We start from the raw sequence: 19,700 nt of genomic DNA on the forward strand, positions 1-19,700 counted from the left end.
AGCGTAAGCATCGAAGACCTATGCGAACCATCGGTGAGCTATGTAGAGCTATACATGGCCTTATAGGGTCGTGTGGCACAAAGACCCCGGCGACCGCTGGAATCGGCCCCGGGGCATGGCCACCAACTCGTAAGGGAGTTGATGACGTGCGGAACCCTATCGCGCGTGCCCTGATCCCGCTCCTCCTCCGGCTGCTCATGCTCACCCTGCCGCCCACCGGCAGGCACCGGCCCCGCCCGGCAGCGCCGTCCCCGGCGCCACGCCACCGCGCCCCCATCCGGCGGTCGCCGTACGCCCGGGAGCAGACGGCGCTCCTCGACGGCTCCCGATCGCCCCTGGAACGCCCGTACCTGGAGGCAGTGCAGCGCAGGCGCCGACGCGCGCTCTGGCTGGCGACCGTCGGAGTGGACATCGACCACCGCAACATCCACGCCGGGGGTGTCCGTTGAACCGCTGTGGGGCGCGTCGGCCCGTAGTCGGGGGTGCCTCTGTCACGGTCAGTAGCGCCGTTCCGCCTCGGCCCGCTTCTTCAGCGGGCCGAGGTCGAGGCTGATGATGCCCATGGCGGCGGGAAGTATCAGGCCCCGGATGGAAGAGCCCGGAGGCGCTCCCGGAACTCCCGTACGGTCGGCGCCGAAGAGTGCGGTTCGAGGTAGTGGCTGAACTTCGTCAGCCGGACGTGTGCTCGGTCGGAGCGGACTCGGTTCTCCAGCAGCTCCAGGCCGACGTTCGCGGCGTCCAGGGCACCGTCCAGGTCCCTGGCGGCCAGCCGTGCCGTGGCGAGGCGGCCGGAGCGTACGGCGCGGTCGCGGGGGACCGCTTGGTTCACCGCCACGGCGAGTGCGCTGGTCGCCCGCTCGGGGAAACCGGATCGCAGCATGATCTTGCCCTCGGTCGACTTGAGTTGGGCCTCGCCGTACCAGCCGAGCCAGTCCGGACGGTCGCCTTCGAGGTGGGTGTCCCACAGGTCGTAGGCCCGGTTGAGCGACTGGCCAGCAGCCTCGTGTCGGGTGTCCCTGGAGAGCGCCTCGGCTTGGTGGAGGTAGAGGTATGAAGTCGCCGAGGGTGGTAGGGCCGACTGGGCGTTGTCGATGGCCGTGTCGATGAGCTTCACGCGCGCGGCCGTGTCGCCCGAGTCGGAGATGTGGACGCCCATCTCGGCCAGGATGAAGGCGCCGAAGCCGTCGTCTTTGGCGCTGTGAGCGCTGCGGAGAGCGCCAATGTAGTAGCGCTGGCCGAGTGAGCGGAGGCCTTTGTCGTAGGCCATCCATCCGGCGAGGTAGGACGCGCGGGCGGCCGTGGCGTAGAGGCGGTGCTCGACGGCGTCGGAGTAGCGCCCGTGGTCGAGGAGGCTGGTGATCAGTGCGAGGTCGCTGGTGGCCTGGTCCAGGAGGCGGGCGCCGCCCATCTGGTCGTCGAGGGTGCGGAGGGTGTCCACGCGCGCTTCGATGGTGGTCACCATCGCGTCGGTGACGCGGTCGCCTTCGATTGCCGAGGCGAACGCCTCTGGTGCGGCTGCCCAGTTGGCGGCGACTCCTGTCAGTGCGACGCCGGTGATGGACAGGAATCCTCGGCGATCCATGTGGCCGCTCCTGACCAGATCGGCGAATACCGTCACGGTCCCGGTCGGAGTCCACGGGGCCGCCAGGGCCGTCGACTCCCAGGCCGGCAGCCATCGGGGCCAGGGCACCGAGCGTACGTGGTCCTCGGCGACGCCCAACAGGTCGGCGAGCACCCGTTGCGTGTCCGCGTCGGGTGCCTGCCCCTGCTCCCACTTCCAGACGGTCGTCCGGTTGGTGGCCAGTTGTACGCCCAGCGCGGCCCCGCGTTCGCGCATGAGCCGTGCTAACTCGGCCTTGCCCCAGCCCTTGCCTTCTCGCACGTAGGTCAGCGGGTGCAGAGCCGTCGGGTCAGACATCCCACCCTCCCCTCAGGTTGGTAGTCAGGAGGTTACTCCCCGTGCGTGCGAGAAACGGGGGTTTCTCTCGCTGGAGGAACCCCCTGGAAACGTTCCGGACCCGTGGTCCACGGTCGTTCACTGGGCCCACGCCGTTCGGAGCCGAGCACCCGGGTTAACCGGCTCCCCCGCCCCGCTCCGGACGGCTTCCAGGACCGCAGCCCGTCATCGGCGTCCCTCGCGTGGGTGACGGGCTGCATCACCCCCGAGGAGGTCGTGATGAGCCAGCCTCTGCCCGTCCGTACGCCGGGTGACAGCGGAAGACAGCACACGGTTCCCGAGCCGCCGGCCGGTCCGAGTCCGGCCCTTCGCGCCCGCGCCAAGTCCGGCTGGGAGAGATTCCTCCGGCGCGGAGCGAGCGACCGCGAGGAGTCCGAGCGGTGAATCCGGTCGACGCCGAAGGCCGGGAGGACCACCCCCTCCTTCACCGCCTGGTACGCGACATCGCGAGCCGGGGCGAAGGGGAGCTGACGGCCGTCGTCCATGAGAGGCACGGCGGCCGGCTCATCCGTATCGCCCACATCCAGCCCGCGAACGGCGTCGCCTGGTCGACGGCTGCCGACAACATCGGGCCCGCCCGATGAGGCAGCGCCTCGCTGTCGTGGCCTACGTGATCGTCGTCAGTGCGCTCGTCGTCACGTTGGCCATCGCCGGAACCCCGGACCAGTGAGAAACGGGAGGAGCAGCACCATGAGACGTACCGCGAACCGCGGCTTCAACCACCGCCAGGCCGTGACCGAGGAGTGGTTCCGCACCCAGGTCCTTCCTCGCGTGTCCGGCGTACGGTTTCTCCCCTACCAGGTGCGACAGATGCGGCACGAGCACCTTCCCGCGATGTTGCGTGACGAGGACCGGAAGAGCCTGGCCGGTATCGCCGGGGACCTGGTGAAGGTCTCCGTGCGGTGGCGCTGCCTGCCGTTCCATTACTTCCGCTACGGCGGGTACCGGCGTGAGGTGTCCGCCGAGCGGGCCTGCTCGTACCTGCCGGAGAGCGCCCTGTTCCACCGGCTCCTTCCCCGCGTGAACCGGGACACGATCGCCCTGGACGACAAGACGACCTGCAAGAAGATCCTCGCCTCTGCCGGCATCCCGCAGCCCGCGCTCATCGCCAACGGCGACCGCCGTGCGGGTGTGACGTCCAACGGCGAGGCGGTGCCGCTGGCGGAGATCCTCGACCACGCTTCCGGCCTCGGCCGCGTGGTGGTCAAGCCTTCCCGCTACTCCAGTGGTGGGTCCGGCGTCGTGATCGTGCGGCCCGGCGAGGACTCCTTCAACCTCCCGGCCTACGCGCAGCGATGGGGCACGTGGCTGGTGGAACAGCACGTGCCCCAGCATCCCGACCTGGACGTGCTGAACCCGTACGCCCTCAACACGTTCCGCGTGATCACCCTGCTGCGTGAAGGCGCCGTCGAGGTCCTGTACGTGATGCTGAAGCTCGGCGGCGCCGAGAGCACCACGGACAACTCGGCGTCCGGAGGCATGCAGATCCGTGTCCGCCCCGACGGGCGACTCGATCGCCACGGCTATGACCGGTACCTGAACGCCCACACACGCCACGAGGTCAGTTCGGTGCCGTTCGCCGACCACCGGATCTCCCGCATAACGGAGGTCCGAGAGCTGGCCGAGCGCTGTGCCCGCCTGTTCCCGCAAGTGCCCTTCATCGGCTGGGACATCGCTCTCACGCCCGGCGGCCCCGTGGTCATCGAGGGCAACAGCAGCCCCTCCCTCGCACACATCCAGCGCACCCACGGCGGCGTCGCGCCGGACCTCGTTCCCGCGCTCCGCTCCGTGATGGACCGCCCGATCCTCTGACCAAGGAGTTCCCGTGGAAAACCTGAGAATGCAGGCCCGCGCCGCGGCCGGGGGTCTGCTCGACACGCTCAAGACGATGCCCGCGGTCCAGGCGCTCTACGTCCTGTCCTCCTCGGCGGTCGCGCCCCGGAACGTCACCCGATTCAGTACCGACTCCGACTTCGACCTGGCCGTCGTCCTCGATGTCCCGATCAAGGAGGACGAGTGGAGGTCGCGGCCGGCGGACACGTACGCCCTGATCCGCGACCGGCTCCCCGCCTGGATCCCGGAGTTCAGCTTCCACCTGCCGGTCCCCTGGGGACGCATGGAGGTCAATGTCCACCAGCTCCTCTTCCAGTACGAGGCCGACCCGCGCACGGCGTGGAACAGCGACAAGTGCGACGCCTACGGGAACAAGGGCGAGCCGCTGTTCGACCGCGAGGAAGCCTTCGGGGCGCTGATCTCCCACAAGACGCGCCAGCAGCTCCAGCGCCTGGAGGGCGAGACCTACCGGCTCCACAACCGGATCACCTGGGACGTGCGCGAGATTCCGCTGCGCATGGCGAGGCGGGTCGGCGTACCCACGGGCCACTTCGTCCTCTCGGGAGCGCTGGACGAGGTCGTGGACTGGATGTACGCGCGATCGGGCCAGCTGCTGCCGAACATGAAGTGGAAGCTGTACTCCCTCGGCGCACTCGGCCTGATCAGCAGCGATCAGGAGAACCTGCTGATCGAGGCCCAGCAGTGCGACCCGCTGTCGATGGCCGACCTGGAGCGGCGGTGCGAGGCCCTGAGTGAGTTCTGCCGCGCGGTCGGGATGGACCTCAGCCCCGGGGCGATCGAGGTCGTGCGCAAGGCGTACCAGCAGGCCAATCACCACCTCCTCGGAGGCGAGGCGGCGGTCTTCGGCACTCTGCCGGCCCCGCGATTCTTTCCCTTCGGCGAGCGCGGCGGTTCTGGTTAGGCGCTTGTGTCCAGGCGTCAGTACGCTGCTTGATCCGCTTACACAGGAGGCATGATGTCGATCAAGGTCCACAACACGCTGACCGGCCAGACCGAGGAGTTCCGCCCCGAGCGGGAGGCCGAGGTGCGGATGTTCGTGTGCGGACCCACCGTGTACGGCCCCAGCCACGTCGGGCACGCGAAGACGTACACGCAGTTCGACTTCATCGCCCGGTACCTGGAGGCGAGCGGCTACAAGGTCACGTACCTCCAGAACATCACCGACGTCGACGACAAGATCATCCGACGCTCGGCGGAGGAGGGCACCCCGACGGAGGAGATCGCGGCTCACTTCGAGAAGCAGTACCTGGACGACATGGCCGCGCTGGGCAACACCCGTGTCGACGTCCACGCGCGGGCCCACGACCACATCGACGCGATCGTGGACCAGATCAAGCGGCTCATCGAGCGCGGACACGCCTACCAGCTCGACGACGGCTGGTACTTCGACCTGGCCTCGTTCCCCGCGTACGGCAAGCTCTCCGGTCGCACTGACCTGCGCCCCGAGGACTCGGTGTCGCGGATCGACGACAACTCGAAGAAGCGCAACCCCGGCGACTTCGCCCTGTGGAAGGGGCGCAAGGACGGCGAGCCGTTCTGGGAGACCGACCTCGGCCCCGGCCGGCCGGGCTGGCACATCGAGGACACCGCGATCACGGAGACCTTCTTCGGGCCCTCGTACGACCTGCACGGCGGCGCCGTCGACCTCATCTTCCCGCACCACGAGGCCGAGGTCGCCCAGATGGAAGCCGCCTCCGGCATCGAGCCCCTGGCCCGCTACTGGATGCACACCGGTCTCCTGCGGGTCGACGGCGAGAAGATGTCGAAGAGCACCGGCAACTTCCTCACCATCCGCGACGCCCTCGCCAGGACGGACTTCCGTACCCTGCGGCACGCCTTTCTCTCCCAGCACTACCGCTCCTCCATGGAGCTGAGCGACTCCACGCTGGAACAGGCCCGAGGAGCACGCCGCCGGATCGAGAACTTCGCCCGGGCCATCGACGCCGCGCACACCGACAGTCAGGCGAACACCGTGCGCGCGAAGGTCGCCTGGAAGGAGATGCGCGAGCGCCTGGACGACGACTTCGACACCCCCGGTGCCCTCGCCGTCCTGTTCCAGTACATCCGTGAGCAGAACCGCATGGAGGAGCCGGCCGGTCCGGCCGCCCTGCGGCTGATCGAGGACGTGAACAACCTCTTCGGAACCTTCGACATCCCCGGCTCCGTCCAGAGCGACGCCGCCGTCGACGAACTCGTGAAGGAACGCGACCGGCTCCGCGCGGCGAGGAAGTTCGCCGAGGCCGACGCAATCCGCGAACAGCTCACCCAGCAGGGCGTCGTCCTTGAGGACTCGCCCGAAGGCACCCGTTGGTGGAAGGAGACCACCTCATGACCTGGAAGAGCCGCTTACCGCTCGTCGTAGAGAGCGCCATTCCGCTCAGCCTCTGCGGAGCGCTGATGGACCACGTGAAAAACCACACCGCCCGCCCGCGTACCTACCAGGGCGTCATCGACGAATCGCTGCGCAAGAGTGAGTACGTCGAGGTCCCGACGCACCTGGAGGAGGCGTTCGTCTCCCACAGCGTCGCCCACGTCCGCAGCCACTTCGAGATCGCCCCGAAGCGGATCCCCACCCAGTCGGCGGTCGTCTACCGCTACGGCCCCGGAGTCGGCTTCGTCGCCCACCACGACGAGGTCACCGACATCGAGCGCGAACGGGCCCGGACCAACGGCCAGCCCGTCGTCGGCGGCGACCTCACCCTCGTGGTCTGGCTCAACACGCCGGACTCCTACGGCGGGGGCGAGCTGTTCTTCGAGAACCCTGCCCAGGAGATCAAGCCGCCCTGCGGCACCCTGGTCGCCTTCCCCGCCATCCGCGACCACATCCACGGCGTACGGCCGATCACTAGGGGCGAACGCGTGACCCTCGTCGTACGCGTCGATGCCGAACGCCTCTGAGCAGAGGCCACTTCCCCTGTCAGCTGGGGCAGCGCGGCTGCCAGGATGAACGGTATGACGACGATTGACGGTGAGGTAGCGCCGGGATTCGAACCGGTCCGCGAGGCGTTCGCAGCGAACTTCACCCAGCACGGGGACATCGGCGCGGCCGTGTGCGTCTACTGGCACGGCCGGCCGGTGGTCGACCTGTGGGGTGGCGTCGCCGACGTTGACACCGGCCGTCCGTGGACGCGGGACACCCTGCAACTGGTGTACTCGGCGACCAAGGGAGCCACCGCGACCGCGGCGCACATGCTGGTCGAGCGCGGCATGGTCGACCTCGACGCCCCGGTGGCGAAGTACTGGCCGGAGTTCGCGGCGAACGGCAAGGCAGACATCCCCGTGCGTTGGCTTCAGTCCCACCAGGCCGGCCTGGTCGCACTGGACGAGCCGCTCCCGCTGGCTGCGGCGCTGGCCTGGGACCCCATGGCAGCAGCGCTGGCGGCCCAGCGGCCGCTATGGACTCCCGGCACCGCACACGGGTATCACGGTCGGACCTGGGGCTGGCTGGTCGGTGAGGTGATCCGCCGAGTCTCCGGCCGCTCGCCGGGCCGCTTCTTCGCCGACGAGATCGCGGGCCCGCTAGGGCTGGACTTCTTCATCGGCCTGCCGGCGAGCGAACGCGAGAGGGTCAGCCGCATGGTGTACCGGCGACCGGCCGTCGACCTCACTACCTTGCCTGCCGAGTCGGTTCCCGAGGAACTCCGCGAACAGGTCGCCGCCTGGCGCGACCCGAACTCCTTCAGTAACCGGGCGTTCGCGGTCACCAACCCGGCCGCGATCGACTTCGACTCCTCGGAGGTGCAGGCCGCGGAACTTCCGTCCTCCAACGGCATCGGCACTGCACGGGCGCTTGCCCGCATGTACGCCGCAACGATCGGTGAGGTTGATGGCGTGCGCCTGCTCGCCTCGGAGACCCTGGCGTCAGCGACTGACGAGCAGGCCAGCGGGAAGGACCAGGTGATGCTGATCCCGAGCCGATTCAGCACCGGCTACATGCTTCCCACCGAAGACAACCTCATGACCGGCCCGAACGCCTTCGGCCACACCGGTCGCGGCGGCTCACTCGCCTTCGCCGACCCGAAGCACGGCATCGCCTTCGGTTACGTGATGAACCACATCATCAGCGGGCCCGACGACCAACGTGCGGCCTCGCTGACCGAAGCGGTGCGGACGTCGCTGGCGTGAGCTGTCGGGCCTTGACCGCTTACTGAACATGGCGAGCCGTCGTGGTCCACCCCAGCCGACCCCATCGGCTCCCCCGATGGGGGCATCGGCAGGACGCACCAGCGGCCCGTGGACCGCCCCCGCCCCCCGTTCGTAGCGTCGTCGGCATGAGAAACGAGACCAGGGGAACCCTCGAACTGATCCTTGCCATGGTGCTGTCCGGCACCCTCGGTGTCTTCGTCGTCGAGTCGGGGGCCTCGCCCTTCACCGTGGTGTTCTTCCGGTGCCTGTTCGGGGCGGTCGCGCTCGGGGCGTACGGCCTGGCGCGCGGGTTCTTCGCCGGGCACGGGTTCACGGCGGGGAAGCTGGGGCTCGCGGTGCTCGGCGGGGTGTTCATCGTGGGCAACTGGGTGCTGCTCTTCGAGGCGTACGAGGTCACCTCGATCTCCTTCGCCACCGTCGTCTACCACACCCAGCCGTTCTTCCTGGTGCTGCTCGGCGCCGCCGTCCTGCGGGAGCGGATCGGCCGGGCCACGGTGGGGTGGCTCGTGGTCGCCTTCGCGGGGCTCGTGCTGGTGTCGGGGGTGCGGCCGGGGGACACCGCCTCGGTCGTGGGGCTCGGCCTCGCGCTGGCCGCCGCCGTCCTCTACGCCGTGGCGACCGTCGTCACCAAGCGGATCAGCGGGGTCCGGCCGCATCTGATCGCGCTCGTCCAGGTCACCGTGGGCATCCCGCTGCTGCTGCCCTTCGTCGACTTCGGCGAGGCCGCGGGCCTCGGCGCCGGGTGGGGCTGGCTCGCCGGGCTCGGGCTGCTGCACACCGGGGTGATGTACGTGCTCATGTACGCGGCGTACGCCAAGCTGCCCACCGCCCGGATCGCGGTGCTCGCCTTCACCTACCCCGCCGTCGCGATGCTCGCCGACTGGCTCGTGTACGGGCACCACATCGGCCTCGTCCAGGCGCTGGGCGTCCCGCTGATCGTGCTCGCCGGGCTCAGGGTGACTCGTGCGCGAGGCGCCGCGCCTGCTCCACGAACAGGCGCACATGCGGGGGCAGGCGCTTCCCGCGTCGCCACGCGATCTGCGTGAAGAGCGTGAACGGCGGCCGCCAGTCGAGCGCCGTCAGCACCCCGGACGCCAGCTCCTCGGAGACGGTGATCCGGGGCAGCAGCGCGATCCCGAGGCCCGCGGCCACGCCCCGCTTGCTCGCCTCGATCGTGCCGAATTCGAGGAAGGCGGGGGAGTGGGGGGCCAGCTCGGCCTCGAAGAGGTCGCGGTAGGCGCAGCCCGGCTCCGTGCCCACCAGGGACACCGCCGCCAGGTCCGCCGCCGTGAGCCCCGTCCTGGCGGCCAGCGGGTGGCCCGGCGCGGCCACCAGGACCAGCGGCTCCTCGCCGAGCACCTCGCTCTCCAGGCCCTCGTGCGCCGTCTCCCGCTCCATCAGGAGCCCCAGGTCGTACGTGCCCTCGCGCAGCGCCCGCCGGTTGGCGTCGCCGAGCGTCGGGCGCAGGGTCAGCCGCACCCGGGGGTAGCGGTGGTGGAAGAGCTCCAGGAGCGGCGGCAGCCGGTAGGAGGTGAGGGACTCCACGGTGCCGACCGCGATCGTGCCGGCCGGACCGTCGGCCGCCGTGACCGCCGCCCTGGCCTCCTCGGCGAGGCCGATGATCTGCCGGGCGTACGGGAGCAGGCGCTCACCGGCCTCGGTGAGGCGGATGCGGGAGCCGAGGCGTTCGAAGAGTTCCACGCCGAGGGAGGATTCGAGGGCGCGGATCTGGGCGGTCACGCTGGACTGCGCGTACGCCAGCTCGGCCGCCGCCCGGGTGAAGGAGAGGACGGTGGCGACCTTCTCGAAGGTGGTCAGGAGCCGCAGCTCCATCAGCCGTCGGTGTCCTTGGAGTCCTGGGCGTCCCTGGGGTCCCTTGAGTCCTTCGCGTCGCCGCCCTGTTCCCGGCGCTTCAGCTCGTCCTCGCGGCGGCGCAGGTCGGCCTCCCAGTCCTTGAGGAGGGCCTCGTCGTCGGCCTTCTCCTCGCGGAGCGACTTCAGGAACTCGGGGTTGTCGTCGGGGGCGACCCAGCCGCCGGACCCGCCCCGGGCGGCGGCGCGGCGCTGCTTGCCCGCCGCGAACCAGACGACCGGGCCGACGACCCAGAAGAGCAGGATGATGATGACCCAGACCACCTTGGGCAGGTGCTTGGTCTCCTGCTCCGGCGTGTTCACACAGTCGATGAACGCGTAGATCGTCAGTGCCAGCGGCAGGATGAACATCAGCGCCCTGAGCATGTGGGACAGCCCCCTGGAAGCAGCGGCGGGAGCGCGTTTCGACGGCCCCGGTGACGAGTCCAGCCTAACCGGTGACCGATACTTGCCCGTATGGCTTACGACGATCTCCGCTCGCTGCTCAGGGCCCTGGAGCGCGAAGGCGACCTCAAGCGCATCAAGGCCGAAGTCGACCCGTACCTGGAGGTCGGGGAGATCGTCGACCGCGTGAACAAGGCGGGAGGCCCGGCGCTGCTCTTCGAGAACGTGAAGGGCTCCGCCATGCCGCTCGCGATGAACGTCTTCGGGACGGACCGCCGGCTCCTCAAGGCGCTCGGCCTCAAGTCGTACGAGGAGATCTCCGAGAAGATCGGCGGGCTGCTCAAGCCCGAGCTCCCGCACGGCTTCGTCGGGGTCCGCGAGGCCTTCGGGAAGCTGGGCTCGATGGTCCACGTGCCGCCGAAGAAGGTGAAGGACGCCCCCGTCCAGGAGGTGGTCCTGACCGGCGACGACGTCGACCTCGACCTGCTGCCGGCGCTGTTCACCTGGCCCAAGGACGGCGGCTCCTTCTTCAACCTGGGCCTCACCCACACCAAGCACCCCGAGACCGGCGTCCGCAACCTCGGCCTCTACCGCCTCCAGCGGCACGACAAGCGCACCATCGGCATGCACTGGCAGATCCACAAGGACAGCCGCAACCACTACGCGGTCGCCGCCGCGCGCGGCGAGCGGCTGCCGGTCGCCATCGCCTTCGGCTGCCCGCCGGCCGTCACGTACGCCTCGACGGCGCCGCTGCCGGGTGACATCGACGAGTACCTCTTCGCGGGCTTCGTGCAGGGCAAGCGGATCGAGATGGTCGACTGCAAGACCGTCCCGCTCCAGGTCCCCGCGCAGGCGGAGGTCGTGATCGAGGGCTGGCTGGAGCCGGGCGAGACGCTGCCCGAGGGCCCGTTCGGCGACCACACCGGCTTCTACACGCCGCAGGAACCGTTCCCCGCGCTGACGATCGACTGCGTGACGATGCGGAAGCGTCCGCTGCTCCAGTCGATCGTGGTCGGCCGCCCGCCGACCGAGGACGGTCCGCTGGGCCGGGCGACGGAGCGTTTCTTCCTGCCGCTCCTCAAGATCATCGTGCCGGACATCGTCGACTACCACCTGCCGGAGTCGGGCGGCTTCCACAACTGCGCGATCGTCTCGATCGACAAGAAGTACCCGAAGCACGCGCAGAAGGTCATGCACGCCATCTGGGGCGCGCACATGATGTCGCTGACCAAGCTGATCATCGTGGTCGACAAGGACTGCGACGTGCACGACCTGCACGAGGTGTCCTGGCGGGCGCTCGGGAACACGGACTACGCCCGTGACCTGACCGTCGTCGAGGGCCCGGTGGACCACCTGGACCACGCCTCCTACCAGCAGTTCTGGGGCGGCAAGGCGGGCATCGACGCGACGAAGAAGCTGCCCGAGGAGGGCTACACCCGCGACGGCGGCTGGCCCGACATGGTCGAGTCGGACCCGGCGACGGCGGCCCTGGTGGACCGCCGCTGGAAGGAGTACGGGCTGTGACCACGGCCGCGGTGCCCGGCGCCCAGCCGGGCCGGACGAAAGCCTTCCTGCGCCTGGTGATGATCGAGCACTCGGTCTTCGCGCTGCCCTTCGCGTACATCGCCGCCCTGACCGCGATGTACCAGCTGGACCGGCAGATCCACTGGTGGACCCTGTTCCTGGTGACCGTCTGCATGGTCGGGCTGCGCACCTTCGCCATGGCGTGCAACCGGATCATCGACCGCGAGATCGACGCCCGTAACCCGCGCACCGCCCACCGCGAGCTGGTCACCGGCGCGGTCTCGGTGCGCTCGGCGTGGACCGGAGCCGGAGTCGCGGTCGTCGTCTTCCTGGGCGCCGCGGCCCTGCTCAACCCGCTCTGCCTGGCGCTCGCGCCGCTCGCCGTGATCCCGATGGTGATCTATCCGTACGGCAAGCGGTTCACCAACTTCCCGCACGCCATCCTGGGCCTCGCCCAGGCGATCGGCCCCATCGGGGCCTGGCTCGCGGTCAGCGGCGAGTGGTCCTGGGACGCGGTGATCCTGGGCCTCGCGGTCGGCATCTGGATCGGCGGCTTCGACCTGATCTTCGCCTGCCAGGACGTGCAGGCGGACCGCGCCCACGGCGTGATGTCGGTCCCGGCCCGCTTCGGCATCCCGGCCGCCCTGTGGGGCGCCCGCGCCTCCGCCGTGGTGACCACGGGCCTGCTGGTCTGGTACGCGCTGGCGACGGACGCGGGCGCGTTCTTCTGGGCCGGTCTGGTGATCGTGGCGGTGGCCTTCTGCTACGAGCACTCGATCGTGAAGCCGCACGACCTGTCCCGGCTGAACCGGGCCTTCTTCACCGTCAACGGCTTCATCGGGATCGTGCTGTTCCTCTGCGCGCTGCTCGACCTGCTGGTGCGCGGGCTGTCCCTGTAGGGGACGGCTAGGCTCGTCGGCGTGGAGCAGCAGGTGAACAAGCAGCAGCGTCGTCCGTGGGTCGTCGGAGTGTCGGGAGCGTCCGGGACGCCGTACGCAGCCGCCGTGCTGCGGGGGCTGCTCGCGGCCGGGGAGAGCGTCGACCTCGTCGTGTCGCGGGCCTCGCGGCTGACGCTGCTCGACGAGACGGGGATCGCCTTCCGGGACGCGCACTGGCGCGAGGACCTGGCGACGTGGCTGGCGCGGGGCGCCGACGGGAAGCCCGACACCTTCGGGGTGCCGGAGGGCCTGGACGACGTGCGGTACTGGGCGGCCGGGGATCTGGCCGCCGGGCCGTCCTCCGGCTCGTACGCCGTGAAGGGGATGCTGATCGTGCCGGCGTCGACGGCCGCGGTGGCGGGGGTCGCGCTCGGGCTCTCGAAGGACCTGCTCCAGCGGGTCGCGAGCGTGACGCTCAAGGAGCGGCGGCCGCTGGTCGTCGCGGTGCGGGAGACCCCGCTGAACGGACAGACCCTCAAGCACATGGTGACGCTGGACGAGGCGGGCGCAGTGGTGCTGCCCGCCTCTCCGGCGTTCTACGCGGGGGCGACGCACATCCAGGATCTGGTGGACTTCGTCGCCGGGCGGGTGCTCGACGCGGCAGGGGTGCCGCACCGGCTGTACCGCCGTTGGGAGGGAGAGCTGGGTGGCGCGCTCCCGTCCGCTGGTTAGGCCTTCTTGGCGCGCTTCTTCGCGGCGCGCTTCGAGGCGGGGTTCGGCTGGTGGGCACGCGAGCGGTTGGCCATCTCCTGCAGCTCGCGCATACGGGCGTAGGCCATCTCGATCGTGTACACGGTGATCACCACTCCAAAGATCGTCTTTGATCTGCCGAAAGATTCACAGGGTGTCGCCCCTGTGTACCTTAGATTCTATACCTAAACTCGCGGTATCGCTGGACAATGGAAGGCTTCATACCTATGGACGCCGTGGACAGGCAGCTCATCCAGGCTCTGCGCGAGAACGGCAGGGCCTCGTACGCCGAGCTCGGCCGGCTCGTCGGGCTCTCCGGCCCCTCCGTCACCGACCGCATCAACCGTCTTGAGGCCGCGGGAGTCATCACCGGCTACCGCGCCACCGTCGACGCCGCCTCGCTCGGCCTCGGTGTCACCGCGCTGATCGGCATCTCGCTGTCCGACGCCGCCGACCACGAGGACGTGGCCCGTCGGCTGAAGGACCTGGCCGAGATCGAGGACTGCTGGTTCATCGCCGGCGACGACTCCTTCATGCTCAAGGTCCGCTCCGACGACGTGGACGGCCTGGAGAAGACGATCCGGCGGCTGAGCGGGACGAAGGGGGTGTCGCGGACCCGTACGACGATCGTGCTCTCCACGAAGTGGGAGAACCGGGTCGGAGATCTGCCTGAGGAGGGCTGAGGATACGGTGGGCAGGCCTGGTTTCTGAGAGAGCCTGGTTTCGGAGCAACAAGGAGGCATCCGTATGGACGCGGGGCTCAAGCGGGAGCTGGAGCAGAAGGTCCTCGCCGGCGAGCGGCTGAGCCGTGAGGACGGCATCGCCCTGTACGGATCGGACGACCTCGCCTGGCTCGGCGGGCTGGCCCACGAGGTCAGGACCCGCAAGAACGGCGACGTGGTGCACTTCAACGTGAACCGTCATCTGAACATGACGAACGTGTGCACCGCCTCCTGCGCCTACTGCTCCTTCCAGCGCAAGCCGGGCGAGAAGGACGCGTACACCATGCGCATCGAGGAGGCCGTGCGCCTCGCGAAGGCGATGGAGAACGAGAACCTCACCGAGCTGCACATCGTCAACGGGCTGCACCCCAGCCTGCCCTGGCGCTACTACCCGCGCTCGCTCTCCGAGCTGAAGAAGGCGCTGCCGAACGTCTCGCTCAAGGCCTTCACCGCCACCGAGATCCACCACTTCGAGACCATCTCGGGCCTGTCGGCCTCCGAGATCCTCGACGAGCTGATCGAGGCCGGTCTGGAGTCCCTGACCGGCGGCGGCGCCGAGATCTTCGACTGGGAGGTCCGGCAGCACATCGTGGACCACAGGACCCACTGGGAGGACTGGTCCCGGATCCACCGGCTCGCGCACGAGAAGGGCCTGAAGACCCCGGCCACGATGCTGTACGGGCACATCGAGGAGCCGCGCCACCGCGTGGACCATGTGCTGCGGCTGCGTGAGCTCCAGGACGAGACCGGCGGCTTCCAGGTCTTCATCCCGCTGCGGTACCAGCACGACTTCGTGGACATGAAGGACGGCAAGGTCCGCAACAAGCTCCAGGCGCGGACGACGATGGCGACGGGCGCCGAGGCCCTGAAGACCTTCGCGGTCTCCCGGCTGCTCTTCGACAACGTCCCGCACGTCAAGGTCTTCTGGGTGATGCACGGCGTCCAGACCGCGCAGCTTGCGCTCCAGCACGGCGCGGACGACATGGACGGCTCGGTCGTCGAGTACAAGATCACCCACGACGCGGACAACTACGGCACCCCGAACAAGCTGGGCCGCGAGGACCTCCTGGAGCTCATCCGGGACGCCGGTTTCCGTCCGGTGGAGCGCAACACGCGCTACGAGATCATCCGCGAGTACCCGGGTCCGGACGCGGAGCGGCGCGAGACCCCGCAGCTCATGCGTTTCTGACGGTCCACCAGGTCAGCGGTCCGCTAGGTCAGCGGCAGCAGCATCACGATGTCGTCGCGGTCGTCGCCCGGGGCCACCCGGATGGCGGCCGGGACGCGGCCGACCTCCTTGTAGCCGGCCCGCGCGTAGAAGGTGTCGAGGCCGGTGCCGCCCCGGCAGGTGAGCCGGACGGCCTCGACGCCCTCGAAGCCCTCGGCGGTCCGCGCGGCGTGCTCGACCGCGGCCATGAGCTCGCGCCCGTACCCCTTGCCCTGGTGCCGGGGGTGCACCATCACCGTGTACAGCCACACCCAGTGCGTCATCAGGGGGTGGCTGTTGTACGTGAAGAAGGCGGTGGCGGCGACCTCGCCCCGCTCGTCCCGGCCGACGAGCAGCCGGGTCGTGCCCTGCGCCATCCCCACGAGGTGGGTGAGGAGCGCGGGCCGGACCTCCTCGCGCGTCACGGGCGGTACGAAGCCGACGGCGCCGCCCGCGTTGGACACGTCCGCCCAGAGGCCGAGCAGGCCGTCGCGCAGGGCGGGGTCGATGGGCGGATCCAGCTCAAAGGTAAGGGTCATCGGCTGATCCTATTCATTACTTGGTAGAGCGCTCAAGGATTTCCGACCTTCGGACGTCCGGTTCGGGACCTTCGCCCGTCGGTACGGCATAAGGGACGGGCGTAGCTTGTGAATGTATTCACGAGCTCCGATCCCGGGCTCCCGACCAGGGAAGAAGGCTGTCGCCATGGCCGTCCACACGCCGGAACGTCACACCCTCCGCAGCACCGCCGACCGGCCCGGCAGCCAGGACGACGTCCTCGTCCGCTCGGGCCCCACCCGCGCCCTGCTCGCCGTCAGCCGCGTCCTCGTCGGCTTCTTCTTCCTGTGGCCGTTCCTCGACAAGACCTTCGGCCTCGGCAAGGCCACCCCGTCGGCCGGCGCCTGGATCAACGGCGGACACCCCACCGAGGGCTTCCTGCTGCACGGCACCAAGGGTCCCTTCGCCCACATGTTCGACTCGGTCGCGGGCACCTGGTGGCTGGACACCCTCTTCATGCTCGGCCTGCTCGGCGTCGGCCTCGCGATGATCCTCGGCATCGGCATGCGGATCGCCGCCGTCTCCGGAACGCTGATGATGGGCTTCATGTGGCTCGTCACCCTCTGGCCCGACAGCAACCCCTTCATGGACAGCCACTGGATGATCGCCCTGGTGCTGCTCATCACCGCCGCGACCGGCGCGGGCCGCTACTACGGCCTCGGCGGCCGCTGGGCCGAAATGCGCCTGGTCCGCGAGCACCGCTGGCTGATCTGACCGTCCCCCGCACCGCGCCACGACCCCGGTCCCGACGAGCGTCCCTCCCCGTGCTTCACTGGAGGGACGCTCGTCCGGTATGGGAGGGAACAGACATGCTCCGCTACACCCTGATGCGCCTCGGCATCTTCGCCGGCAGCTTCCTCGCGCTCTGGGGCCTGGTCTACGCGGGCATCCTGCCGCGCGGCCTCGGCGACTCCAACCTGCTCTGGGTCCTGCTGCTCTCCGTCGTCGTCTCCGCCCCGCTCAGCTTCGTCCTGCTGCGCAAGGAGCGCGACACGATGAGCGCCCAGATCGTCGAGCGCGTCGACCGCGCCAAGGGCCGCCTGGACGCCAACCGGTCGGCGGAGGACGCTGTCTGAGCGATGCGCGGCGCCGCGTAAAGGCCGCGTAAGGTACCTCACATCGATGCCCCGGGTGGGAGCTTTCAAGGCTCCTGCCTGGGGTTTTCTGTGTTTCCAAGGTTTTTGGCGGGGCTTACCTCAAAGAAGCCCTTTGAGGATCTCAAAGTTCAAGTGTTAACGTATTCGACATGAAGACAGCAGTGCGCCTCCCGCATGCCGCGAGCACCCCGCTCGTGGCGCGCCTGCATGTCGATCTGTGCCGCTGTATGTCCGCGGTCTGTTGCCGCTAGGTCCGATCCCGGCATCATGCAGCGGTCCGCGCGTCGAGCGCGGTGTGCCGCACCCCCGTCCCCGTATTTCCCGATACGCACCGCTGGAGTGTGTCTGTGTCCGCGTCCTCGTCCGCGCCCGTGGCGAAGTCCCGCATACCCAAGGTCCCGTTCTGGGCCCAGATCGTCGCCGGTCTCGTCATCGGTGTCCTGCTCGGCTGGCTCGCCCGCAGTCAGGACATCGGCTGGCTGAAGGAGACGCTGACCCAGGTCGGCGGCATCTTCGTCCAGCTGCTCAAGCTGGCCGTCGCCCCGCTGGTCTTCTTCGCGATCCTGGTGTCGATCACCAACCTCCGCAAGGTGAACAACGCGGCCCGGCTGGCCGCCCAGACGCTCATCTGGTTCATGATCACCTCGCTGATCGCGGTCGGCATCGGCCTCGCGATCGGTCTGCTGACCAACCCCGGCGCGGGCACCGGCCTCACGCCGAAGGACGGCAAGCTGCCCGAGCACCAGGGCAGCTGGATCGACTTCCTCACCGGCATCATCCCGACGGACGTCATCACGCCCTTCACCGAGCTGAACGTCCTCCAGATCGTCTTCATGGCCGCCGTCGCCGGCATCGCCGCCCTGAAGCTGGGCGAGAAGGCCCAGCCGATCCTCTCCCTCTCGGAGTCGATCCTGGAGCTGCTCCAGAAGGCCCTGTGGTGGGTCATCCGGCTCGCCCCGATCGGCACCGCCGGCCTCATCGGCAAGGCCATCGTGAACTACGGCTGGGACCTGATCGGCAAGTACGCCACCTTCACCGCCGACGTCTACATCGGCTGCGCCCTGGTCCTGTTCGGCGTCTACCCGCTGCTCCTCGCGACCGTCGCCAAGCTGAACCCGCTGCAGTTCTACAAGGGCGCCTGGCCCGCCATCCAGCTGGCCTTCGTCTCCCGCTCCTCGGTCGGCACCATGCCGGTCACCCAGCGCGTCACCGAGCGCCTCGGCGTCCCGAAGGAGTACGCCTCCTTCTCCGTGCCGTTCGGCGCCACGACGAAGATGGACGGCTGCGCCGCGATCTACCCGGCGCTCGCCGCGATCTTCATCGCGCAGATCTTCGACGTGCAGCTGGGCGTCAAGGAGTACCTGCTGATCGCGTTCGTCTCGGTCATCGGCTCGGCGGCCACCGCCGGCCTCACCGGCGCCACGGTCATGCTGACCCTGACCCTCTCCACCCTCGGCCTCCCGCTGGAGGGCGTCGGCCTCCTGATGGCCATCGACCCGATCCTCGACATGATGCGCACGGCCACGAACGTCGCCGGCCAGGCCCTGGTCCCGGTGCTCGTGTCCTCCCGCGAGAAGATCCTCGACCTCGCCGCGTACAACTCGGCCTCGGCCTCCCCGGTCGACGAGCTGGTGGACGCGCCCGAGCCCAAGGTGGCGGTCGCCGCCTGACGCCACGGTGGACGGTGTACGTGAGGCCCGTGCCCCCCACTGGGGGTACGGGCCTCACGGCGTTTCCGGGGGTGTTTCCGGAGGCTTCTCCGGCGGCGGGCCGGTCACCCGTCCTTCGGGTCCGGCTCCGGCTCGGCGTCCGGTGCCGCCGGGCCCGTGCCGGGCTGCGAGTAGAGGATGTCGCGGGCCTGTTCGGCGGCGCGCATCAGGCTCTCGCCGATGAAGTCGACGAAACGGGCGATGGTCTCCAGGCGCGCGGCCGCCGGGGTGTCCGGGCCGAGGATGCCGATGCCCTGCCGGGCGGTCTCGGCGAGCGCGAGGTTGGCCTTCGCGCCGGCGATCGTGCCGTGGTACCAGACGTCGTTGTCGGCGGTGTAGCGCTCGCGGCGGCGCTCGTCGCGCTCCCGGCGGACCAGGCCCTGGGCGTCCAGGAACGTGATGGCCTTGGAGACGGACGCCGGGCTGACCTGGAGGTGCTGGGCGAGTTCGGACGCGGTGAGGCTGCCCGCGTCGCTCGTGTAGAGGGCCATCAGCACCCGGGCCATCATCTTCGGCAGGCCCTGCGCCATGAGGAGGGTCGTGAACGTCTCCTCGTACTCCCGTACGGCCTCGGGGTCGCGCCCCGGGGTCTGCGCGACCGTCCCCCGCCCCCGCGGCGCGGCCGGCCGGCGCTGGTGGGTGCGGCGCTCGGTGGCGCGCTGGGCGAGGTCGGCGCGGTAGGAGGTGGGGCCGCCGTTGCGCATGACCTCGCGCGTGATGGTGGAGGTCGGGCGGTCCAGGCGCCGGGCGATCTCCGCGTAGGCGAGGCCGTCGCCCAGGCCCAGCGCGATCTGCTGACGTTCCTGCTGGGTGAGTCTGCCTCCCGGCATCGCGGTCTCCTCTTTGTCCCTCTTGGTGCCTCTTCGTACTTCCTGACGCCCTCAGCATAGCGTTCACTCCTCATTCATTGCAACGCGACGAGGGGCTGACGTTGCGTTAAATCCATCCCCGTTGCAACGATTTCACTGTGCTGACCTGCATGAATGCTGTTTGTGCGCAACGAAGGTGTTGATGAGATCTCGAATGCAACGTAGCTTTTCCAA

General features: G+C 69.3%; 22 protein-coding genes. 16 read left to right on the top strand and 6 right to left on the bottom strand.

Annotation, left to right across the window (positions count from 1 at the left end):
- Positions 1 to 146 precede the first annotated feature (146 nt).
- Entirely contained in the window at positions 147 to 449 is a 303-nt protein-coding gene (locus ABTZ54_RS24760; RefSeq protein ID WP_351666938.1) for a hypothetical protein, read from the top strand.
- A 128-nt stretch (positions 450 to 577) separates the two neighbouring features.
- Here ABTZ54_RS24760 and ABTZ54_RS24765 read toward each other — a convergent pair whose 3' ends face one another.
- Complete coding sequence (locus ABTZ54_RS24765; RefSeq protein ID WP_351666940.1) at positions 578 to 1,918, bottom strand: helix-turn-helix domain-containing protein; 1,341 nt, start codon at positions 1,916 to 1,918, stop codon at positions 578 to 580.
- Between the two features lie 419 nt (positions 1,919 to 2,337).
- Here ABTZ54_RS24765 and ABTZ54_RS24770 point away from each other — a divergent pair, with 419 nt between their 5' ends.
- The 7 genes from ABTZ54_RS24770 (at position 2,338) to ABTZ54_RS24800 (ending at position 9,003) form a co-directional block, all read left to right on the top strand.
- Positions 2,338 to 2,541, top strand: a complete 204-nt coding sequence (locus ABTZ54_RS24770) for a hypothetical protein (RefSeq protein WP_351666942.1) — start codon at positions 2,338 to 2,340, stop codon at positions 2,539 to 2,541.
- A gap of 106 nt (positions 2,542 to 2,647) precedes the next feature.
- Positions 2,648 to 3,769 (top strand): sugar-transfer associated ATP-grasp domain-containing protein, encoded by a 1,122-nt coding sequence (locus ABTZ54_RS24775; RefSeq protein WP_351666944.1) that lies wholly within the window; start codon positions 2,648 to 2,650, stop codon positions 3,767 to 3,769.
- A gap of 13 nt (positions 3,770 to 3,782) precedes the next feature.
- Complete coding sequence (locus tag ABTZ54_RS24780; RefSeq protein ID WP_351666946.1) at positions 3,783 to 4,712, top strand: hypothetical protein; 930 nt, start codon at positions 3,783 to 3,785, stop codon at positions 4,710 to 4,712.
- A gap of 51 nt (positions 4,713 to 4,763) precedes the next feature.
- A complete protein-coding gene (cysS, locus tag ABTZ54_RS24785; RefSeq protein WP_351666948.1) occupies positions 4,764 to 6,143 on the top strand; it encodes a cysteine--tRNA ligase in 1,380 nt (459 codons plus the stop codon).
- Positions 6,140 to 6,709, top strand: coding sequence for a 2OG-Fe(II) oxygenase (locus ABTZ54_RS24790; protein ID WP_351666950.1), 570 nt, complete (start codon positions 6,140 to 6,142; stop codon positions 6,707 to 6,709). Before cysS ends, ABTZ54_RS24790 begins: the two co-directional genes overlap by 4 nt.
- A 54-nt stretch (positions 6,710 to 6,763) precedes the next feature.
- Positions 6,764 to 7,936 (top strand): serine hydrolase domain-containing protein, encoded by a 1,173-nt coding sequence (locus ABTZ54_RS24795; protein ID WP_351666952.1) that lies wholly within the window; start codon positions 6,764 to 6,766, stop codon positions 7,934 to 7,936.
- Positions 7,937 to 8,082: 146 nt separating this feature from the next.
- Positions 8,083 to 9,003: a DMT family transporter gene (locus ABTZ54_RS24800; protein WP_351666954.1), complete on the top strand. Its 921-nt coding sequence runs from the start codon at positions 8,083 to 8,085 to the stop codon at positions 9,001 to 9,003.
- Here the strand turns inward: ABTZ54_RS24800 and ABTZ54_RS24805 are convergent.
- Both ABTZ54_RS24805 and ABTZ54_RS24810 read right to left on the bottom strand, forming a co-directional pair.
- On the bottom strand, positions 8,909 to 9,790 hold the full coding sequence (locus ABTZ54_RS24805) for a LysR family transcriptional regulator (RefSeq protein ID WP_351666956.1): 882 nt from the start codon (positions 9,788 to 9,790) through the stop codon (positions 8,909 to 8,911). The two genes, ABTZ54_RS24800 and ABTZ54_RS24805, sit on opposite strands and share 95 nt — an antisense overlap.
- Entirely contained in the window at positions 9,790 to 10,194 is a 405-nt protein-coding gene (locus ABTZ54_RS24810) for a PLD nuclease N-terminal domain-containing protein (protein ID WP_351666958.1), read from the bottom strand. The genes ABTZ54_RS24805 and ABTZ54_RS24810 overlap by 1 nt, the downstream gene beginning before the upstream one ends.
- 90 nt (positions 10,195 to 10,284) lie before the next feature.
- On the opposite strand from ABTZ54_RS24810, the gene ABTZ54_RS24815 reads away from it, so the two are divergent.
- From ABTZ54_RS24815 to ABTZ54_RS24825, 3 genes are read left to right on the top strand one after another with little or no spacing between them, the layout of a single operon-like run.
- Positions 10,285 to 11,736 carry a menaquinone biosynthesis decarboxylase gene (locus tag ABTZ54_RS24815; protein WP_351666960.1) on the top strand — a complete coding sequence of 484 codons (1,452 nt, stop codon included), beginning with the start codon at positions 10,285 to 10,287 and terminating at the stop codon, positions 11,734 to 11,736.
- Positions 11,733 to 12,635: a menaquinone biosynthesis prenyltransferase MqnP gene (gene mqnP / locus ABTZ54_RS24820; protein ID WP_351666962.1), complete on the top strand. Its 903-nt coding sequence runs from the start codon at positions 11,733 to 11,735 to the stop codon at positions 12,633 to 12,635. The genes ABTZ54_RS24815 and mqnP overlap by 4 nt, the downstream gene beginning before the upstream one ends.
- A gap of 33 nt (positions 12,636 to 12,668) precedes the next feature.
- Entirely contained in the window at positions 12,669 to 13,346 is a 678-nt protein-coding gene (locus tag ABTZ54_RS24825; protein WP_351667166.1) for a UbiX family flavin prenyltransferase, read from the top strand.
- Here ABTZ54_RS24825 and ABTZ54_RS24830 read toward each other — a convergent pair.
- Entirely contained in the window at positions 13,343 to 13,480 is a 138-nt protein-coding gene (locus ABTZ54_RS24830) for a hypothetical protein (RefSeq protein ID WP_351666964.1), read from the bottom strand. The two genes, ABTZ54_RS24825 and ABTZ54_RS24830, sit on opposite strands and share 4 nt — an antisense overlap.
- A 111-nt stretch (positions 13,481 to 13,591) precedes the next feature.
- Between ABTZ54_RS24830 and ABTZ54_RS24835 the strand changes: the two genes are divergently transcribed.
- Both ABTZ54_RS24835 and mqnE read left to right on the top strand, forming a co-directional pair.
- Positions 13,592 to 14,047: an Lrp/AsnC family transcriptional regulator gene (locus ABTZ54_RS24835; RefSeq protein WP_132915199.1), complete on the top strand. Its 456-nt coding sequence runs from the start codon at positions 13,592 to 13,594 to the stop codon at positions 14,045 to 14,047.
- 64 nt (positions 14,048 to 14,111) lie between these two features.
- Complete coding sequence (mqnE, locus tag ABTZ54_RS24840; protein ID WP_351666967.1) at positions 14,112 to 15,275, top strand: aminofutalosine synthase MqnE; 1,164 nt, start codon at positions 14,112 to 14,114, stop codon at positions 15,273 to 15,275.
- A gap of 23 nt (positions 15,276 to 15,298) precedes the next feature.
- Here mqnE and ABTZ54_RS24845 read toward each other — a convergent pair whose 3' ends face one another.
- Positions 15,299 to 15,832 carry a GNAT family N-acetyltransferase gene (locus tag ABTZ54_RS24845; RefSeq protein WP_351666969.1) on the bottom strand — a complete coding sequence of 178 codons (534 nt, stop codon included), beginning with the start codon at positions 15,830 to 15,832 and terminating at the stop codon, positions 15,299 to 15,301.
- A 166-nt stretch (positions 15,833 to 15,998) separates the two neighbouring features.
- Between ABTZ54_RS24845 and ABTZ54_RS24850 the strand changes: the two genes are divergently transcribed.
- The 3 genes from ABTZ54_RS24850 to ABTZ54_RS24860 all read left to right on the top strand — a co-directional run bounded on the left by ABTZ54_RS24850 (position 15,999) and on the right by ABTZ54_RS24860 (position 18,618).
- On the top strand, positions 15,999 to 16,565 hold the full coding sequence (locus ABTZ54_RS24850; protein ID WP_351666971.1) for a DoxX family protein: 567 nt from the start codon (positions 15,999 to 16,001) through the stop codon (positions 16,563 to 16,565).
- A 95-nt stretch (positions 16,566 to 16,660) separates the two neighbouring features.
- Entirely contained in the window at positions 16,661 to 16,927 is a 267-nt protein-coding gene (locus ABTZ54_RS24855; protein WP_351666973.1) for a DUF4229 domain-containing protein, read from the top strand.
- A gap of 368 nt (positions 16,928 to 17,295) precedes the next feature.
- Positions 17,296 to 18,618 carry a dicarboxylate/amino acid:cation symporter gene (locus tag ABTZ54_RS24860; protein ID WP_351666975.1) on the top strand — a complete coding sequence of 441 codons (1,323 nt, stop codon included), beginning with the start codon at positions 17,296 to 17,298 and terminating at the stop codon, positions 18,616 to 18,618.
- A 104-nt stretch (positions 18,619 to 18,722) separates the two neighbouring features.
- Here the strand turns inward: ABTZ54_RS24860 and ABTZ54_RS24865 are convergent, their stop codons facing one another.
- On the bottom strand, positions 18,723 to 19,487 hold the full coding sequence (locus ABTZ54_RS24865; RefSeq protein WP_351666977.1) for a helix-turn-helix domain-containing protein: 765 nt from the start codon (positions 19,485 to 19,487) through the stop codon (positions 18,723 to 18,725).
- Positions 19,488 to 19,700 lie beyond the last annotated feature (213 nt).

Origin of the sequence: Streptomyces sp. NPDC094032, assembly GCF_040303965.1 — a bacterium.
GTDB lineage: Bacteria > Actinomycetota > Actinomycetes > Streptomycetales > Streptomycetaceae > Streptomyces.

Bases quoted from the DNA above. Each gene is read 5' to 3' on its own strand.
- ABTZ54_RS24765 (WP_351666940.1), bottom strand. From the start codon at position 1,918: ATGTCTGACCCGACGGCTCTGCACCCGCTGACCTACGTGCGAGAAGGC.
- ABTZ54_RS24775 (WP_351666944.1), top strand. From the start codon at position 2,648: ATGAGACGTACCGCGAACCGCGGCTTCAACCACCGCCAGGCCGTGACC.
- cysS (WP_351666948.1), top strand. From the start codon at position 4,764: ATGATGTCGATCAAGGTCCACAACACGCTGACCGGCCAGACCGAGGAG.
- ABTZ54_RS24790 (WP_351666950.1), top strand. From the start codon at position 6,140: ATGACCTGGAAGAGCCGCTTACCGCTCGTCGTAGAGAGCGCCATTCCG.
- ABTZ54_RS24795 (WP_351666952.1), top strand. From the start codon at position 6,764: ATGACGACGATTGACGGTGAGGTAGCGCCGGGATTCGAACCGGTCCGC.
- ABTZ54_RS24800 (WP_351666954.1), top strand. From the start codon at position 8,083: ATGAGAAACGAGACCAGGGGAACCCTCGAACTGATCCTTGCCATGGTG.
- ABTZ54_RS24805 (WP_351666956.1), bottom strand. From the start codon at position 9,790: ATGGAGCTGCGGCTCCTGACCACCTTCGAGAAGGTCGCCACCGTCCTC.
- ABTZ54_RS24810 (WP_351666958.1), bottom strand. From the start codon at position 10,194: ATGCTCAGGGCGCTGATGTTCATCCTGCCGCTGGCACTGACGATCTAC.
- ABTZ54_RS24815 (WP_351666960.1), top strand. From the start codon at position 10,285: ATGGCTTACGACGATCTCCGCTCGCTGCTCAGGGCCCTGGAGCGCGAA.
- ABTZ54_RS24835 (WP_132915199.1), top strand. From the start codon at position 13,592: ATGGACGCCGTGGACAGGCAGCTCATCCAGGCTCTGCGCGAGAACGGC.
- mqnE (WP_351666967.1), top strand. From the start codon at position 14,112: ATGGACGCGGGGCTCAAGCGGGAGCTGGAGCAGAAGGTCCTCGCCGGC.
- ABTZ54_RS24845 (WP_351666969.1), bottom strand. From the start codon at position 15,832: ATGACCCTTACCTTTGAGCTGGATCCGCCCATCGACCCCGCCCTGCGC.
- ABTZ54_RS24850 (WP_351666971.1), top strand. From the start codon at position 15,999: ATGGCCGTCCACACGCCGGAACGTCACACCCTCCGCAGCACCGCCGAC.
- ABTZ54_RS24855 (WP_351666973.1), top strand. From the start codon at position 16,661: ATGCTCCGCTACACCCTGATGCGCCTCGGCATCTTCGCCGGCAGCTTC.
- ABTZ54_RS24865 (WP_351666977.1), bottom strand. From the start codon at position 19,487: ATGCCGGGAGGCAGACTCACCCAGCAGGAACGTCAGCAGATCGCGCTG.